At 45.3% G+C, this 16,365-nt stretch carries 19 protein-coding genes; 18 read left to right on the top strand and 1 reads right to left on the bottom strand.

Going from position 1 to position 16,365, the window contains the following annotated elements; translation table 11 throughout:
- Window positions 1-75 precede the first annotated feature (75 nt).
- The 5 genes from ACFPQ4_RS08745 (at window position 76) to ACFPQ4_RS08725 (ending at window position 3,207) form a co-directional block, all read left to right on the top strand.
- Window positions 76-873, top strand: a complete 798-nt coding sequence (locus ACFPQ4_RS08745; protein ID WP_378111420.1) for a CPBP family intramembrane glutamic endopeptidase — start codon at window positions 76-78, stop codon at window positions 871-873.
- A gap of 320 nt (window positions 874-1,193) precedes the next feature.
- Entirely contained in the window at window positions 1,194-1,511 is a 318-nt protein-coding gene (locus ACFPQ4_RS08740) for a RidA family protein (protein ID WP_378111419.1), read from the top strand.
- A gap of 328 nt (window positions 1,512-1,839) precedes the next feature.
- The gene (locus ACFPQ4_RS08735) at window positions 1,840-2,286 is read left to right on the top strand and encodes a hypothetical protein (RefSeq protein WP_378111418.1); all 447 of its coding nucleotides are present in this window, start codon (window positions 1,840-1,842) and stop codon (window positions 2,284-2,286) included.
- Between the two features lies 1 nt (window position 2,287).
- Window positions 2,288-2,515 carry a helix-turn-helix transcriptional regulator gene (locus ACFPQ4_RS08730; protein ID WP_378111417.1) on the top strand — a complete coding sequence of 76 codons (228 nt, stop codon included), beginning with the start codon at window positions 2,288-2,290 and terminating at the stop codon, window positions 2,513-2,515.
- 5 nt (window positions 2,516-2,520) lie between these two features.
- A complete protein-coding gene (locus tag ACFPQ4_RS08725; RefSeq protein ID WP_378111416.1) occupies window positions 2,521-3,207 on the top strand; it encodes a DUF4386 domain-containing protein in 687 nt (228 codons plus the stop codon).
- A 72-nt stretch (window positions 3,208-3,279) separates the two neighbouring features.
- On the opposite strand, the gene ACFPQ4_RS08720 is transcribed toward ACFPQ4_RS08725, so the two are convergent.
- Entirely contained in the window at window positions 3,280-4,386 is a 1,107-nt protein-coding gene (locus ACFPQ4_RS08720) for a nucleoside-triphosphatase (protein WP_378111492.1), read from the bottom strand.
- A 415-nt stretch (window positions 4,387-4,801) separates the two neighbouring features.
- Between ACFPQ4_RS08720 and ACFPQ4_RS08715 the strand changes: the two genes are divergently transcribed.
- The 13 genes from ACFPQ4_RS08715 to ACFPQ4_RS08655 all read left to right on the top strand — a co-directional run.
- Window positions 4,802-6,574, top strand: a complete 1,773-nt coding sequence (locus ACFPQ4_RS08715) for an S-layer homology domain-containing protein (protein ID WP_378111415.1) — start codon at window positions 4,802-4,804, stop codon at window positions 6,572-6,574.
- A gap of 79 nt (window positions 6,575-6,653) precedes the next feature.
- Entirely contained in the window at window positions 6,654-6,770 is a 117-nt protein-coding gene (locus ACFPQ4_RS08710; RefSeq protein ID WP_378111414.1) for a YciI family protein, read from the top strand.
- Window positions 6,771-6,967: 197 nt separating this feature from the next.
- Entirely contained in the window at window positions 6,968-7,849 is an 882-nt protein-coding gene (locus ACFPQ4_RS08705; RefSeq protein ID WP_378111413.1) for a helix-turn-helix domain-containing protein, read from the top strand.
- Window positions 7,850-8,114: 265 nt separating this feature from the next.
- The gene (locus ACFPQ4_RS08700; protein ID WP_378111411.1) at window positions 8,115-9,785 is read left to right on the top strand and encodes an alpha-amylase family glycosyl hydrolase; all 1,671 of its coding nucleotides are present in this window, start codon (window positions 8,115-8,117) and stop codon (window positions 9,783-9,785) included.
- Between the two features lie 45 nt (window positions 9,786-9,830).
- Entirely contained in the window at window positions 9,831-10,382 is a 552-nt protein-coding gene (locus ACFPQ4_RS08695) for an SDR family NAD(P)-dependent oxidoreductase (protein WP_378111410.1), read from the top strand.
- 270 nt (window positions 10,383-10,652) lie between these two features.
- Entirely contained in the window at window positions 10,653-11,393 is a 741-nt protein-coding gene (locus tag ACFPQ4_RS08690; protein WP_378111409.1) for a hypothetical protein, read from the top strand.
- Between the two features lie 2 nt (window positions 11,394-11,395).
- Window positions 11,396-11,773: a GntR family transcriptional regulator gene (locus ACFPQ4_RS08685; protein WP_378111408.1), complete on the top strand. Its 378-nt coding sequence runs from the start codon at window positions 11,396-11,398 to the stop codon at window positions 11,771-11,773.
- Window positions 11,774-11,783: 10 nt separating this feature from the next.
- Window positions 11,784-12,464, top strand: coding sequence for an ATP-binding cassette domain-containing protein (locus tag ACFPQ4_RS08680; RefSeq protein WP_378111491.1), 681 nt, complete (start codon window positions 11,784-11,786; stop codon window positions 12,462-12,464).
- Window positions 12,465-12,639: 175 nt separating this feature from the next.
- A complete protein-coding gene (locus ACFPQ4_RS08675) occupies window positions 12,640-12,912 on the top strand; it encodes a hypothetical protein (RefSeq protein ID WP_378111406.1) in 273 nt (90 codons plus the stop codon).
- Between the two features lie 265 nt (window positions 12,913-13,177).
- On the top strand, window positions 13,178-13,834 hold the full coding sequence (locus ACFPQ4_RS08670; RefSeq protein WP_378111404.1) for a hypothetical protein: 657 nt from the start codon (window positions 13,178-13,180) through the stop codon (window positions 13,832-13,834).
- A 150-nt stretch (window positions 13,835-13,984) separates the two neighbouring features.
- Complete coding sequence (locus ACFPQ4_RS08665; RefSeq protein WP_378111403.1) at window positions 13,985-14,770, top strand: SDR family NAD(P)-dependent oxidoreductase; 786 nt, start codon at window positions 13,985-13,987, stop codon at window positions 14,768-14,770.
- A 180-nt stretch (window positions 14,771-14,950) separates the two neighbouring features.
- Window positions 14,951-15,667 (top strand): SDR family oxidoreductase, encoded by a 717-nt coding sequence (locus ACFPQ4_RS08660; RefSeq protein WP_378111402.1) that lies wholly within the window; start codon window positions 14,951-14,953, stop codon window positions 15,665-15,667.
- Between the two features lie 275 nt (window positions 15,668-15,942).
- Window positions 15,943-16,365 (top strand): alcohol dehydrogenase catalytic domain-containing protein (locus ACFPQ4_RS08655; RefSeq protein WP_378111490.1); only part of this gene is annotated, 423 nt, incomplete at its 3' end.

Here is a 16,365-nt window from a genome sequence, read left to right as displayed (position 1 = left end):
TGGGACGTATTACCGTTTTCCTTGCATAATAAGGATGTGTTCAAGATGATTATCACTAAGAGGAGCTTGATAAATATGAGAAGAATACTAACCCACTTGCAACCTTTCTTTAAAAACCACCCGTTTCTATTCGCTATCTTTGCTTTGGTCATCAGTCGCATTGCAGGAATCGGTACCATTAAATTGGTTCAGTTGTTAAGGCCAGAATTGAACATACAAAATGATCTAGGCTGGCTGCTTATGGTGATGTATGCAGGGGTCATCGTAAGCCTTGTTTACTGGACGGATACGGCTGATGAGGTCGGCATCAGAAAACCCGCGTCCTCGAAAGAATGGCTCGTGATGGTACCCGTACTGTCTCTTCCCATTTATATTCTATTAATGAATGGCGTGTCTTCTTGGGGATTTGCTCACAATCTCGTCCTAAGTATTGCTGCGATCGGTGTTGCGGTGAATGAGGAGGTATTATTTAGAGGAATTTTGTTACGAGGCTTCATGAAATGGGGATCTTGGGTTGCCATATTTGTTCCTAGTGCGCTGTTTGCCCTTGCCCACGCCACCAACATTTTTCAAGGGGGCGATACGACCTTTGCGATTTATCAAACGATTTGGACATTTGCGTCTGGGATCATGCTTTCCGCAATGAGATTGCGCAACAAGAGTTTGTATCCGGTCATCGTATTTCACATTTTGCTAGACGGGGTCGAATATTTCTCAACAGGTGAGTTTGGTGTTCACTCGCAAACCTATCCAAACGTGTGGCTCCAAATATTTGTCGCCTTGAATGTCATTCTTGCTATCTATGCTGTGATACTCTTCTATAAAAGTTCTAAGCTACAAAATCAGGAGAATACAATCAATCCAGCATTATAGATCTAAACACAAAAACCAGCTAATGTTTATCACAAGAATGCATCTTTAAGCCTACTCCTTGGGCAGAACTGGAATATACGAAAGCACCTGCTGCTCAAGTCCGGTCTCATAGCGCACCCATCTGGGCCCGGTAGGATGGAAACCGTACCTGTCCAGCATCCGAGAATAGCGAATACACGTCAAAGGATCGTCCGTACAGGTTTCCAACTTGGCGAACAGCATCGGACCGAGCTGTTCGTAACGGCAATGCTCCGGCAGATTGGAGATACGGTAGCCTCATGCAATAGGACGAAAACTTCCGCCATAAATCGGATCTTCCATTGGCCTACTCAGATGCAGTAATTAGTAACAATACTATATTTGTAGCAGGGCAAGGTCCTGATTCCTTAGAAGTTCCTGTAGAGGAACAAATAAGACAGACAATAAAGAATCTCGAAAAGGTCTTATCAAAAGCGAACTCAAGCCTCAAAGACATTGTTAAGGTAACAGTAATATTAAATTATGACCAGATTACTCCTCAAACTTTAGAACCCATTTATCGGGAGTTTTTTAAGGAGCCGTATCCAGCTAGAACTGTATTACAGAGCGGCATAGGATTTAACATACAAATAGAAGCAATAGCAGTAAAGGAAGATTGAGAAGCATATTTTTAGCTAACCGGAGTCACTAAGCAGAATTAAGAAATGAATCCACCAAGATCTTCGCTGATCCGATCAACCTATCCTTGGAACACTCATGAAAATCCACCCCTAAGTGTAAGTAATGATTACATTGTAACTAGGGAGGTGTTTACGTACATTGACTTAAGTCAAGATACAAGTAACGGCAAGTTTGTTATGGCCCTAGCCGAATCACAACCTATACAGGTAGTGATTCGGCTTTTTTTGTATAACAAAGTTGACTAAATGTATAGTTTAGTATACATTATGGTTAACAGACTTTACTTTGATAAAGGCGGTGTCGTACATGACGTATCAAGAAAAGAAGAGCATCGTAACGTTAATTAGCTCCACACTCATTTTTGCGGCTTATTGCTCGTACAGGTACCCGCAGTACCCTGAAGGGGCGCTGGATTCAAAGGAAATGCTTCATTACTGGGGATCGTTCGTACTCGTTTTGACGTTGGTTTCCATTGCAGCGCACATCGTGATCAGCATTATTTTCAACATCGTCTTCCGAATGACGACAGGTGAAAAGGAGCCTGCATTCGCGGATGAGCTGGATAAACGCATTGATTTGTTAGCCTTCCGGAATTCATTTGCTGTATTTGTCGTCGGTTTTCTTCTGGCGATGGGATCATTGGTTATAGACCAGCCCTCGAAGGTGATGTTCATCGTCCTAATCGTCTCTGGATTTCTCTCAGACGTAATCGGTTCTTTATCGAGACTGTATCACTACAGGAGAGGAGTCTAAGATGGGTAAAGTTCTTGTTGGCAATCACATTAGAAAATTACGATTCAACCATAATGAAATGACCCAGCAGCAGTTGGCCGACAAGGCGGGTGTAACCAGACAAACGATCGTGGCACTTGAAAAGGGAAACTACTCCCCTTCGCTGGAGTTGGCATTTCGTATTGCTCACGCCTTTAACTTACCGCTGGAAGAGGTATTCTTTTACGGAGAAAATTCAGAGGAGAGATGAGGAAAATGGATTTTTCAACGAAGACAGCATCAAGAATCACAGGTGTTCTGTTTATTATTGCTGCTATTACAGCTATATTAGGTGTTATTTTTTATGAACCGATTCTGAACGATTCGGAATACTTGATTCAAGGTGCTGCACACGCTAATCAGGTGGTTCTGGGAGCGCTTATGGAGTTAGTTCTTGTCGTTTCAGCGGTTGGTACTGCATCCACTATGTTCCCATTCTTGAGAAAATATAATAGGACAATTGCTATTTGGCATGTTTGCTTCCGGTTTATGGAGGCCGTCATCATTATGGTCGGAGTTATCAGCGTATTGTCTCTGCTGACCTTAAGTCAGGACTATATAGCCGCGGGAGCACCGGATATCGCCTCTTACCAGGTTTCGGGTACTTTGCTAAAAGCAGTGCATGACTGGACATTTTTGCTTGGACCTAATTTCTTTCTAGGCATTAATACGATGATGTATAGCTATATCTTTTATAAGTCCAAACTTGTACCCAGGTTCATCCCCTTGTTGGGTATGACAGGGTCTGTACTGATTTTCCTAGCTGCCTTGTTAGAGATGTTCGGAGTCATTGATCAAGTCTCTACATGGGGTGTGATCTTGGCGCTTCCGATCTTCGCTAATGAAATGATCCTAGCGGTCTGGCTCATCATGAGAGGCTTTAATATATCTGCAGTTAAGTAACAGTAACCAAGGGCTCAGCTTTCATTTGACAGCTGAGCCCGGACTGAGACAGAACGCTATTGGATTGTACCTTTATTTTGAAAGCTGCATTGAACCGGTCAGTTCATTCAATTCGGACTGTAATTGCAGTTGGAGTTCCTCTACGATTGAGAAATTTGTGGCCGCAACATAGTAGGCCTTAATTTGAGAATCGATGGCCTCGGCTTCCGCCAAAAGGGCGGTGGCCTCTTTCATTTTTGTCGAATAGCGTTCTTTAATAGCGGCTATTTCGGCTGCATAGGCTTCATCTGTGCCAGGAGTCATAGCAAGCGTATACATATCCAGGGTTTCATCCCCGTCCCGGTCAGGAAAGTATTCATGCGGTGCGGTACTGTCGAAGATAGCTGTTCGGAGCTTCGGGAATATCAACATATCCAGGCTGTTTGGATCAAAGCCGCAATGAAACACTTGAACTTCGATTCCTTTCTTTTCAGCAGCGGCGGCAAGCTTTTTTAGCAGTGTCGATTTTCCGGATCCCGGCCTTCCTTTGATGAAAATCCGTCTTTTCAGCTGAGCGGTCAAGCTTTGAATAAAATCGAATGCTCCCTTCGGAGTCGCGGCTCCGAAAAACAAGTGACGCCCGACGGTTGGTGTATTACTTTCATGGCCAGTGTATAATTCTTGAATCAAATCCTGCGCAATCTGGTCGGCCTTCACGAAATCCATGCTTTCGATAAAATATTTTTCCCATTCGTCATGAATCCGCAATGCGGTTAAGAACGTTTCATATGCTCTTGAATAAGCGCTAATAAGCTTACTTCTAAGATCTTCTATCGTTCTGGAATGTTCCGGTAAAATAAGACTGTTATCAAGCGCTTCCCCGAAATGGATAAAGTCGATGTCACCGGCTTCGTTATCCGAAATCCCCTCGCAGACTCGCCCATCGATAATACCAACCTTCCATTCCGTTAGAATGATGCCATCCAGTTCGTCGGGACGGAGAGGGGAGTGAAAGCATTGTACATGCTGGCTTTTATCCAGCAGGCTATCCGCCAAGCTACGAATAACCGTCGATTTCCCCGTACCCTGGGGACCCGTAAGGACGAATATCTTGTTCAGACCATCAAAGGCGGATTTATACAAGAAATGGGCTCCGTGTGCAGTGTTGCCGCGGGCAAAGTAGTGAGATGACTTTTCCACCAATCCGAAACACTCCTTTGTGCCTATTCAGATTCGCAAAGTGTACAGGATCAAAGGTAACGATCAGAATAAGCATGCGTGGGATAAGTGCCTATGCATTTGTATATTCCGCATTATAAAAAGCGGTGTTTGTTCGCTCCCCTATTTTTCGCCGATAGACCCGTTAAGCTGAGCCTTATCATAAGTGACGGCGAATTGAAGCACTCCATCGGCCTTTTCGTTTTCTGTTTAAACGCTAGAACGGTCGTGCATTCATCGATGATGATCCGTCGAACAAATATAATTCGCCTTGGAAAAAAAATTGACCCAAAGGCCTATTTAATAGATCTAAAACTTTGTACAAAAAAAACCGACTAAATAGAGTGTAAGGGTATCTATGCAAAAGGCACTGAGAGCATTCTAGGGAGGTATCAGTATGCATTCGAAGAAGGCTTTAGAACGGATGACAGCGGTATTCATGATCTTCGTGTTGCTGATCGCCTTTTCAGGCGGAATAGCGGCTGCTGAAACCCGATCGGTATCAGAAATTGGTGGCGATGGCAGTTTGCCGCCGACTGTTGTCAGTCTAACGGCTGATCGATCAATAACGATGTATGTCGGCGATTCAAGAACGGTACATATTACGGCGCATATGAGCGACAACACGACAACGGATGTAACAAGTGCGGTTCAATGGAATTCATCTAATACGAACGTTGTTTCCGTTACGAGTTCCGGGGGACTCACCGCAACGGGCACAGGGACAGCGGCTCTGACGGCGACTTTGAACAGTCAGTCGGTAAGCATCGCTATCACTGTTTCACAGCGGACGGGAGGCGATGGCGGAGGCACGACGCCTAGTCCGACTCCAACACCTCCTCCAACCGGTGACGGCAACTTGCCGCCGACTGTGGTCAGTCTGACGGCTGATCGATCAATAACGATGTATGTTGGCAATTCAAGAGCGCTACATATTACGGCGCACATGAGCAACAACACGACAATGGATGTAACGAGCGCGGTTCAATGGAATTCATCTAATACGAACGTTGTTTCCGTTACAAGTTCCGGGGGACTCACCGCAACAGGTATAGGGACAGCGACTCTGATGGCGACTTTGAACAGTCAGTCGGTAAGCATCGCTATCACTGTTTCGCAACGGACGGGAGGCGATGGCGGAGGCTCGACGCCTAGTCCGACTCCAACACCTCCTCCAACCGGTGACGGCAGCTTACCGCCGACTGTTGTCGGTTTAACGGCTGATCGATCAATAACGATGTATGTCGGCGATTCAAGAACGGTGCATATTACGGCGCACATGAGCAACAACACGACAATGGATGTAACGAGCGCGGTTCAATGGAATTCATCTAATACGAACGTTGTTTCCGTTACAAGTTCCGGGGGACTCACCGCAACAGGTATAGGGACAGCGACTCTGATGGCGACTTTGAACAGTCAGTCGGTAAGCATCGCTATCACTGTTTCGCAGAGGCTTGCGGGCGGCGAAGGTGGAGGCTCCACACTTCAACCGACTCCAGCACCACCATCCTCAGAGCCGAAACCTTCACCTACTCCAGGGACTGCAAAACCTGTTCTTAAAGATAGTATTGTAGACTCTGATTCATTGAAATCGGAAGTAACGAAGGCTATTGAAACAGCGTCAGTCGTTACTTTTCATGACTTGCCAGCAACGGACTGGAGCTCCAAATCGGTGGCCCTGGCTACGCAAATCGGCTTTGTTAAGGGGTATGGCGATGGAACGTTCCATGCCGATGGTTCCGTAACACGAGCAGAATTTGCTGTAATGCTGGTTAAAGCGTTGGGCATCGAGGCGAAAAGCTCCGATACTTTTAAGGACGTTCAAGGTCACTGGGCTGAAGCTGCGATTCAAGCACTTAAGTCCAATGGAATCATAGGAGGTTATGCAGAGGGAACCTTCAAGCCGGACAATGAAATTTCCCGCGCCGAGATCGCGCTGATTCTTGCAAAAGTAATGGACTTGAGTGCCGTGAAGGGTGCATCAAAGTTCTCTGATGTATCGGGCAGCTGGGCGGAACAATCGATCAACCAACTGGCTGATGCGGGCATCATCAGCGGAGAGGGAGTGAATAAATTCCACCCTAGCGATAGCGCATCTCGTGCAGAATCAGTGACGATGATCCTTCGCGTGCTGAATGTGAACCTTGATCTCGGTCTTAAACTTTAAGGATAGGGATCCGAGGTTTAAGTTAGAGTTGTAAGTCACGACGTAGCTCGCCATTTTCTCCGACCCGGGAGGAGAAAATATGGCGCTCTTCCGCAGCCGCGCAGCGGCCGAGGAATACGCTAAGTCAGATCCGTTCTACTTGGAAGGCGTTGTTAAGGAGTACCAGGTCAAGGATTGGGACGATAACATGCTATAGGGCAAAGGCAATCCTTGAAAACCTTTCGTGAAGTGGCGAAATGGGGGGTATTAAATATTGTAGGAACTGGAGAAAGAAGCTGCCGCGGTAGCTTCTTTCTCATTTTTCGCCGATGTGGCCGTTAAGCTGAACCCTACCATAAATAACGGCGAATTTCTTAATCTATGAATGAACTCTGCTCTGGGGGTATCTATCTTATGGAATTATATAAAGAACCAATTGTTTATAACGATCCGCTGCTTCGTATTCAAGTGCGCAGCTTTCACAGTGCGGTGATATGTCAGCATGGATGGCATTCCCATCCGGAGCTAGAGATTATTGCTGTACGATCTGGAACAATGGAAATTCACACAGCAGATAATGTCTATCATTTACGAGCGGGGGAAGTGTTAATTTTGGGTTCTTGCCAACCCCATCTCGATCTGAGAAAGCAAAACCAAGTGGTTGATTACGTTGTGATTCAATTCGAGCTGGAGGCATTCTTAGATTCCAACATGCTTCCTTTTCTTTATTTGTTTCAGGAATCAGTGCTGCCCTTGGTAAGGTTAAACTCATTATCTAGGGATAATTCGGAATTGAGGCAACAATTATACAGCACGGTAATAGAATTGCAGCGGGAACACGAACAGAAGCATAGAGGCTATGAGATGGCCATTAACTATTTAGTAAAGAAATGTCTCTTTTTAATATTACGTCATGACAATGAGGGGTTATTAGAACATAACCGATCGATGAACTATGCCAAACTAAAAATAGTTTTTGATTATGTGAAAGCTCATTTATCCGATAAAATAACGGCCCAGCAGGCTTGTCTTCTCGCCAATTTTAGCTATACCTATTTCCTTAAATATTTTAAACAGACCCTGGGCATTACTTTCACTGACTATGTCATTCATCGCAGAATCAAATATGCAGAACGCCTGCTTCTGACCGAAGATCTCAGTATTGCTCAGATTGCTGAGCAGGTCGGCTTGCCGAACATATCACATTTCTACAAGTTGTTTAAACGAGTCCATCATTGTTCCCCTAAAAGATTTAAGTACACCATCATAGCCAGAGCTAACGAAACCATTGGATGATCGCAACAGAATAGCATCATTATGGAGTAGTATCGGATATTGGAAACCAGTTTCGATACAGATACGATAGAAGAAGAGATGAATTAAAAAACTTCGAAGTGACTTCATATGGTTAATTTCCCTTCCACTTGGATATCCCTGAGGTTCTAGCTGACAAATCTATTGGATTACTACTATCCAATGTAGAATCAAAACCGAATGAAACGTTGGTTGAGGATCGTCTTCAGCCCTATGAGTCAAGAATTTATTTAAAAGAGGTCATACCATGCTGACTAAATTTCCAACAAAGGGATCAAAGGGTGTACGATTTGTTTATTATACGGATAATCCTGTTAATAGTGTTGCCTTAGCAGGGACCTTTAATAATTGGAATGGCGATAGAAATTACATGAACAGAATGGAAGATGCGATAGGTTGGGAGATTGAATTACCTATTCTTAAGGGAAAACATCTCTACAAATTTGTGGTGAATGGGGAAGAGTGGATCGTAGATCCGCTCAATCCGAGTATTTCGGAAGATGCGCAGAATAACTCTGCGATTACGGTAACTGAAGATGGTGATGTGCTAATCCGAACAAATGAGATTTCAAAAAACCATCCAGGCTATATGTATGAGAACTTTACAGCTCTTTCTAGTCCGGAATGGATTAAAAAATCAGTCATTTATGAACTCCATCTCCGTGCGTACACAGAAACCGGTTTCCGAGGACTTTCTGACAAAATAAATTATTTCAAAGAACTGGGAATCAATACGCTTTGGCTGATGCCGTTTAATGAAGTGGGACATGAACGTCGGATTGGGAAATACGGTGATCCCTACGCCGTAAAAGATTTTTATTCGATAGACCCCGAATTCGGAACCAAAGATGATTTATTGTTATTTATGCGCAAAGCCCATGAGAACGGGATCAGAGTTATTTTGGATTGGGTCTTGAACCGTACTAGCAGTGATCATATTTTGACAGGAAGTCATCCGGAATATTTTACGCATAATGAACAAGGTCAGATCTACTATGATGTGCCTTATCGCGACTATTTTGCCGGTCTGGAATTTAGCAGCCGCGACATGAGGAAATATGTCATTGAAGCTATGAAATACTGGATTACCGAGTTTGATTTTGACGGAATTCGATTGGATGATTCGGACATTACTCCCTATGATTTCCTCACTGAGATTAAGCAAGCCCTGCAAGAAGTAAAACCTGATCTTATTCTGATTTCTCAGTCATACGATGAATATCATCATATTGAATCCTGTGATTTGACCTATAGCGGCAATCCTAGAATTCTGATTCGTCAGATGATCGACAGAACGATTACACAGGCTGATTTTATAACGATTTATAACTCTTATAAGTATAGCTTTCCTAAACATGCTCTGAGGATGAATTGGCTTGAGGACAAAGAACAGTCCAGAATCTGCGAGTATTTAGGCGTGGAGCATGCAGGACCTGCTGCTTCGATCTTACTAACGCTCGAAGGCGTTCCCCTCATTATGATGGGACAGGAGTTTAATGAGAATACGATGGAGACATGGACGTCCTTATTTGATGAGTATAAACTGGGCTGGGACTCGTTTGATACAAGGATGTTCGATCACTATAAATTTCTGATCCACCTTCGAACTAATGAGCTGGCATTTTGGGCTGGCGAATTAGAGTTCATACGTAACTCGAAAAACATGGTGTTATCCTACATAAGGCAGCATGAAGACGTCAAGTTTTTGATTATCGTTAATTTGTCAGAGGATCCTGCGCTCGTTCAGTTTAACCAGGAAACCCTAGTGGACGAATTTATCAAAGATAGGCGTAATATGTTCTATCGTACGGGAAGGGACGATCTTCACGCCGAGAAAGATTGTTCAGCATTATGGGTGAATAGCTATGAAACTATCATATATAAAATGGGTGAATGCATTAAAGAGGGGGGCCTCTAGGATGTACCCGCAATTTGATTTGACTGGCAAGGTTGCCATGATCACATGAGCATCGATTCGGTCATACATCAGGTAAACATGCACTTTGGAAGAATAGATATTTTAGTCAACAATGCCGGACTGGGCGATAATCATCCAGCAGTCCATGTTACGGAAGAAGCTTGGGACAACATGATGGATGTGAACCTCAAAGGTTTGTTTTTCTGTTGTCAATCGGCGGGAAAGATTATGCTTGCTCAGGGATATGGCAAGATCATAAATATGAGCTCACAGGCAAGTAGCGTTGGCATAGTAGATCACGCTGTATATTGTGCCTCCAAGGGCGGGGTTAATCAGCTGACGAAAGTTCTAGCATTGGAATGGTCTGCTAAGGGTGTGAATGTGAACGCAGTCGGACCAACCTTTACCTATACTCCAGGAAATTCAGAGCGTCTGGATGATCCCGCTTATCTAAAAGGGGTACTAGCAAGAATACCCAATCGACGTTTAGCTGAGATTAGCGATGTCGCAGGTACTGTCATCTATCTAGCTTCACCAGCAAGCGATATGGTAACGGGTATCACTCTAATGGTTGACGGGGGTTGGACTGTGCAGTAAAGGACTTAAGCCCGCATTACATACCACGAGTTGTGGGAGATAACTATTAAATCTACGAAGGGCATCCAAATGGGTGCCCTTACATTTTGTCGTTAGAGTGATATGGAGAACCGTATCATAAGTAACTGCGAAATTTAGGTGAAGGCAAAGAGTGGATTCCTTGATTGCCCTTTTTTTCCATTACTCCTTTACATGTTATAGTAACTTAGTGTACTATTTCATTAGTACACTGGTTGTTTGATTAAATTACTCAAAAAGGGTGAGGCGGATATGCGGCAATGGTCAGCTTTATTTATTAAGGATTTCAAGTTAACAAGAAGCGTGTTTTTCATAGGACTCGTCATGAATGTATTGATTGCTATGCTGACGATATTCATGGGGAGGGTAGCGAATGATTCATTGCTTGTATTCGTACCTTTAGCGATTGCCGTCGCTATTCATGCGGCCTACATTCCTCTTATCGTAATCATTGGTTTGAAGTCGGAGGGCAACCATCTGCACCTATGGCTGAACAATCCCCAACCGGCTTTTAAATTGTTGCTAAGTAAAATAGCCATCGGTTTGATGACGATGGTAATTTCATTAGCCTTTTTATATGCGTTGTCCAGACTGCTGATCGAATCTAAGTTCAGCTTAATTGAGCCGTATTGGACGGATACTTGGAAAATGGGATGGTTCGTCTTTCCACACATCATCTGGATATCTATTGAGCTTGGCACATGGGTGATGGTACTTTGGGCCATATACCAGTACCTCAAACTGAAAATCGGGCGTTGGAGCTGGGCAGTGGTTGCGGGTGCGGCCGTCTTTTCCGAAGGGCTAAATTCTTTGTTTAAAACTTCTGAACTGTATCGGCTCGTTGCGGAGTGGGGAGGCATCACGTATAAGTTTCCTGCGATATTATCGGAGCCGATACAAACCTACGCTGGAGGTTATATATACGACTTCATTATTATCATTGGATTATTCATACTAACCGCGTGGCTCGTGGACAACAAAGTTGAGGGATAGCGATGGATGAATTTAATGCTTCAAAACCGATCTATTTGCAATTGGCGGAACGTATACACCGACAAATTATAAGCGGGGAATTGAGGGCGGGCGAGAAGCTTCCTTCGATCCGCGATATGGGGATCAAATACAACGTGAATCCCAATACCGTTCAACGCACATACAGCGAGTTGGAGCGTGAAGGGATCTTGGAAACGAAGAGAGGCCAAGGTACGTTCGTTTCGGAACGGCAAGATCGCCTGGTTCAACAACGTGATAAGTTAAAACACGAACAAATTGGGCAATTCGTCCATGTCATGCGAGAAATGGGATTCAGCGCAGCGGAGATTCTATCAGGGCTGGAAGACTATTTGAACAAAGTTGAGAGAGGCGATGAGTGACGTGATCCGGATGACGAACGTTACGAAGAAATATATAAAACAGACTGCGCTTAAGGACATTTCATTGACGATACCTATCGGTAAAATCATTGGCATTGTAGGCGGAAACGGAAGCGGGAAGTCAACGTTATTGAGGCTTATGTCGGGACTTTCGCTGCCTACGAGCGGTAGTGTGACGGTAAACGGAGAAATGGCTAATCGAAGAACTGGCAAAATCGTTTCGTACTCCTCTGAGCTTGGTGCCTTTTATCCTATATTCACGGTAAGAGAAGCCCTGCAGTTTCAGGCTTCGCAATTTGTTGATTTTAACCTTGCGAAAGCGGAAGAAATCATGAAGCTTATGCGGTTGGATCCGCATATGAAAGTCAAAGCGCTCTCGAAGGGAAATCGCGGCCGATTGCAAATCGTGCTTACTCTGGCTAGAGAAGCACCCTACATTCTAATGGATGAACCCTTATCCGGACTTGATCCGATGGTACGCGAGTCTATCGTGAAAGGAATGATATCTTATGTGGATTTGAAATCTCAAACCTTAATCATGACAAGTCATGAGGTTGCGGAAATCGAAACCTTAATAGACAGTCTCATTGCGCTTAAAGAAGGTTCTCTGCTTACAATGGCAGATGTGGAGGAGTTGCATGAAACAGAGGCGCTTCGCATTACGGATTGGATGAAAAGGGCTTATGTTTAAAGGAGAGGGGATAATGGACGTGACTGAGCATGCCAAGATAGGGTCGGCAAACGGGGTTTCGTTAATTCGTCTTCATTTGTTGAGGGGGGGTTACCTTCTAGTTGTCTTAGGCCTTGGTATCACGATATGGCCTGGATTCATCAACCGGTCAGAATCGTGGGAGCTACAAGAAGGGGTGGTGCAATGTATGCTGCTCGCTTTCTGGGCGCTATGCGTCCTCGGGTTACGGTATCCCCTGCAGATGCTGCCTGTGCTTCTGTGGGAAGTGGCGTGGAAGTCGATCTGGCTGATCGTCGTTGCGCTCCCGATTTGGGTATCCGATCAGATGGACAATTCGACTCTGGAAATGGTCTATGAGTGCTTGTTGGTCCTGGTATTTCCCTTTGTCATTCCCTGGCGTTTCGTGTTTGTAAACTATGTGAAGAAGCGCGGAGATCGGTGGGTTTAAACCGGTCAGTCCATCGCTTAGCGTAAAGGTAAGGCTCTCGAGTGGGAGCCTTCAATATTCGGCGTTAGAGTGATACGGGGAACCGTACCACAAGTAACGGCAAGTTTTTTAGTGAAACATGTAGCTGCTTATTGAAACGTGTTGTGGCACCGAGCAAACATGGGAAAATTCCAGCGCATGCGGTTTCCGGCATCGTTAAAGGGAACATTTCCCATCTAATTACGTATTAATGACATGGGTGGAAGGTCGAATGGAGGCGAGCTATATGGCGTGGAAATCGAGCAAACTCTTGCATTTGATTCTTATGTACGTAATGCTGAGCGGAATCACATTCTGGCTGCCGGTAACAAGAGGTTTATTCGACGGATCCAGTTATACTTGGTCAGGATGGATGGGGATCGGTGGTACAGGCATTGATGGGCAGTATTGGCTGTTGTTGATGTTCACCGCGCTGATGACATCAGTCGTTTTTTTGGGATGGCGGGGCGCACGTAAACCGTTTCATTGGTTGCTGATGATATGGTTTATCCTGTTGGTCACCGAATCGGGATCCTGGTTCTTTTCGCCAGAATCCGTTCATTTGCAAGGGGACACGTTGGGAACGGACTTGTCCTTGAGTAAAGTCATTTTTCCGTTCGATGTACTTTTCTTGACCTTGTCTTGCGTATGGATATCTCGTGACATTAGATCAAAACGTGAACCTCAACCGCCTGCTTGGAACAGAGTAAACCGTATGCTCTTGATACTCTTTTTCTCTATTTTACCGATGCAATTTATCTTATTGGGATTTTTTGATAGTAACATCCTGTTTGACCAGATTGGGGTCATTCTTACGATATTGCAATGGATATTGCTAAATTTGTCATTCTATCCTTGGCGAATCCGAGCAAGGGAAATCCCACACATTCATCATAACTCTTAATTATCTAAACTATTGCAAGTTTGTGGCGTGATCTTCGGACAGGGTAAATTTCTGAGCGATAGGTTCAGCTCCATTAGTTATAGTTTAGTAGCCTGATAATACAGCTGCGGCGAATAATTTCCAGATCGCTGGGAAAGGAGGGTGAATAAGATGGCTCAGAAAACATTAAGCGGAGTGTATGCCTTGGTTAGCGGAGCCTCAAGCGGGCTGGGCTATGCCATGTCGGAGGCTTTGCTGGAGGCCGGAGCTTCCGTTGCGTTAGCCTCCCGAAAAGGGCCGTTGCTGGAACAAGCAGTAGCCGGTTTTCAGAAGCGAGGCTTCGACGCACACGCCCTGCCGATGGATGTCCGTTCCGAGGAATCCGTGAATCAGGCCGTTGAATGGGTAGATAGGGTATGGGGCCGGCTCGATGTATTGGTCAACAATGCCGGAATCGGGATGAGGACGGTGAACCCCAAATTTTTGACTGAGCCTCAGCCCTTTTACCAGGTTACGCCGGAAGAATTCCGCGAATTAATAGATACCAATTTAACCGGTTACTTTCTTGTGGCGAGAGGCTTCGCCCCCATGATGGTAGGTCGGGGCAAAGGAAGAATTATTAATATTTCGATGAACCACGAAACGATGAAACGAAAGGGATTCGTTCCGTACGGCCCGTCCCGTGCTGCCACCGAGTCTCTCTCTTACATTATGGCCGAAGACCTGAAAGATCATGGAGTGACCGTGAATATGCTGCTCCCGGGCGGAGCGACCGTGACCGGAATGATTCCCGATGAGTTCAGGGGAAAAATCGAATCAATGGTATCCCTGCTGGACCCGCGGATCATGGCGGAACCGATTGTTTACCTTGCCTCGAAGGAGGCGGAAGGAATTACCGGTCAGCGCATTGTTGCCACCGAATTTCATAAATGGCTTGCCGCCCGTCGCGAATCATAAACGGGTCACTTGTACTTGGACGGGAGCAAGGGCGAAACGGTCGGAATGCGGGTATAGTTCTAGGTCTGCGGACGGAGGCGTTCATCCTCCGTTAGGAAAGGAGAGGCCAGGTTTGTAAACGGCTGTCAGGAAAACTATAATGGGTGGTAAGCAGCATATTCAACTAAGGGGGCTATCCGAATGTCATTGAAAGGAAAGCGCGTCATTGTAGTAGGAGGTACTTCGGGTATCGGTATGTCGACTGCGAAGGCATTTCTGGATGAAGCGGCTCAGGTGGTTATCGCCAGCCGTTCCACCGCCAAGCTCTCGGAAGCTAAACAAACGCTAGGTGGGAATGTCCAAACTTATGAGCTGGATTTTCGGAGCGAGGATAACGCCGCGTCATTTTTCAAAAAGGTCGGCGAGTTCGATCACTTGGTGATCACGGCGGGCGAAGGCGCAATGGGCGATTTCCGCGAATTGCCGGTTGATCAGGCGCAAACCGCTTTTGACAGCAAGTTCTGGGGCCAGTATATGACGGTTAAAGCTGCGTTGCCCTATTTGAACAAAGAAGGGTCGATCTCCTTGACTTCCGGCGTTTACGGCAAACGGCCCGCGAAAGGTGCATCCACTCTAGCCGCGATCAATTCGGCGTTGGAAGGTTTAATGCGCGGATTGGCGGTCGACCTTGCACCGATTCGGGTAAATGTGGTTTCTCCTGGAATCGTAGATACGCCTGTCTACGCTGGTATGCCGGAGGAACATCGGAAATCCATGTTCAACGCGATCGCGAGCCAGTTGCCGGTGGGACGGGTCGCGCAGCCGGAAGATATTGCGGAAGCTTATGTTTATCTTGCGAAAAACGGATTCACCACCGGTACTGTTATCCTAATCGAGGGCGGGGCGCTTCTGTCCTAAACGCCTTATGAAATATCTTAAGAGTTAAACGGTTAAGGCCATGAACTTCTATGTGAATAGAGCTTCAAGGCTTTTTTTTCGTTTTCGCATTAAGTTTCTTGATCCTGCATTACGCCAAGGTAAAGAACATTAAGCCTTTTCAAAACATGGATAAATACATCATTTACTTCGATAGACCCGCAATTGAATTAGAGAAAAAGGTAGGTCTGGGCAGCAGCGATGTGATGGAGGATTTTAATCATTACCTTACAAAAGGGTATACTAGTAAGGAAAGGATGTGGTTTATTATGGCTACAATGAGGGCGGTAGGACTAACCCGATACCTTCCAATTGAAAATCCAGAAAGCTTAGTAGATTTAGTTGTGGAGAAACCAAAAGCGACGGGTCGTGACATTTTGGTCAAAGTTATGGCCATATCGGTCAATCCGGTTGACACTAAGGTACGTGCGCCTAAAGACAGAGTTGAAGAAGTTCCTAAAATTTTAGGTTGGGATGTTGCAGGAATTGTTGAAGAGGCGGGACCGGACTGCTCGTTGTTCCGTCCGGGGGATGAAGTTTTTTATGCGGGCAGCATTGCACGACAAGGCGGAAACAGTGAATACCATCTGGTTGATGAACGGATTGTAGGGCGTAAGCCAACTTCCTTGAATTTCGCGGAAGCGGCAGCTCTTCCTTTAACCTCTATCACAGCTTGGGAA

Source organism: Cohnella yongneupensis (assembly GCF_042655785.1).
In the GTDB taxonomy this organism is placed as follows: domain Bacteria; phylum Bacillota; class Bacilli; order Paenibacillales; family Paenibacillaceae; genus Cohnella; species Cohnella yongneupensis.
This window is presented reverse-complemented; position numbering and strand designations above follow the sequence as displayed.

What these genes read in the sequence shown, in the direction of transcription:
- ACFPQ4_RS08690 (WP_378111409.1), top strand. Translation starts at nt 10,653, where the DNA reads ATGCGGCAATGGTCAGCTTTATTTATTAAGGATTTCAAGTTAACAAGA.
- ACFPQ4_RS08725 (WP_378111416.1), top strand. Translation starts at nt 2,521, where the DNA reads ATGGATTTTTCAACGAAGACAGCATCAAGAATCACAGGTGTTCTGTTT.
- ACFPQ4_RS08710 (WP_378111414.1), top strand. Translation starts at nt 6,654, where the DNA reads ATGGCGCTCTTCCGCAGCCGCGCAGCGGCCGAGGAATACGCTAAGTCA.
- ACFPQ4_RS08660 (WP_378111402.1), top strand. Translation starts at nt 14,951, where the DNA reads ATGTCATTGAAAGGAAAGCGCGTCATTGTAGTAGGAGGTACTTCGGGT.
- ACFPQ4_RS08735 (WP_378111418.1), top strand. Translation starts at nt 1,840, where the DNA reads ATGACGTATCAAGAAAAGAAGAGCATCGTAACGTTAATTAGCTCCACA.
- ACFPQ4_RS08700 (WP_378111411.1), top strand. Translation starts at nt 8,115, where the DNA reads ATGCTGACTAAATTTCCAACAAAGGGATCAAAGGGTGTACGATTTGTT.
- ACFPQ4_RS08685 (WP_378111408.1), top strand. Translation starts at nt 11,396, where the DNA reads ATGGATGAATTTAATGCTTCAAAACCGATCTATTTGCAATTGGCGGAA.
- ACFPQ4_RS08680 (WP_378111491.1), top strand. Translation starts at nt 11,784, where the DNA reads ATGACGAACGTTACGAAGAAATATATAAAACAGACTGCGCTTAAGGAC.
- ACFPQ4_RS08670 (WP_378111404.1), top strand. Translation starts at nt 13,178, where the DNA reads ATGGCGTGGAAATCGAGCAAACTCTTGCATTTGATTCTTATGTACGTA.
- ACFPQ4_RS08745 (WP_378111420.1), top strand. Translation starts at nt 76, where the DNA reads ATGAGAAGAATACTAACCCACTTGCAACCTTTCTTTAAAAACCACCCG.
- ACFPQ4_RS08665 (WP_378111403.1), top strand. Translation starts at nt 13,985, where the DNA reads ATGGCTCAGAAAACATTAAGCGGAGTGTATGCCTTGGTTAGCGGAGCC.
- ACFPQ4_RS08695 (WP_378111410.1), top strand. Translation starts at nt 9,831, where the DNA reads ATGAGCATCGATTCGGTCATACATCAGGTAAACATGCACTTTGGAAGA.
- ACFPQ4_RS08715 (WP_378111415.1), top strand. Translation starts at nt 4,802, where the DNA reads ATGCATTCGAAGAAGGCTTTAGAACGGATGACAGCGGTATTCATGATC.
- ACFPQ4_RS08730 (WP_378111417.1), top strand. Translation starts at nt 2,288, where the DNA reads ATGGGTAAAGTTCTTGTTGGCAATCACATTAGAAAATTACGATTCAAC.
- ACFPQ4_RS08705 (WP_378111413.1), top strand. Translation starts at nt 6,968, where the DNA reads ATGGAATTATATAAAGAACCAATTGTTTATAACGATCCGCTGCTTCGT.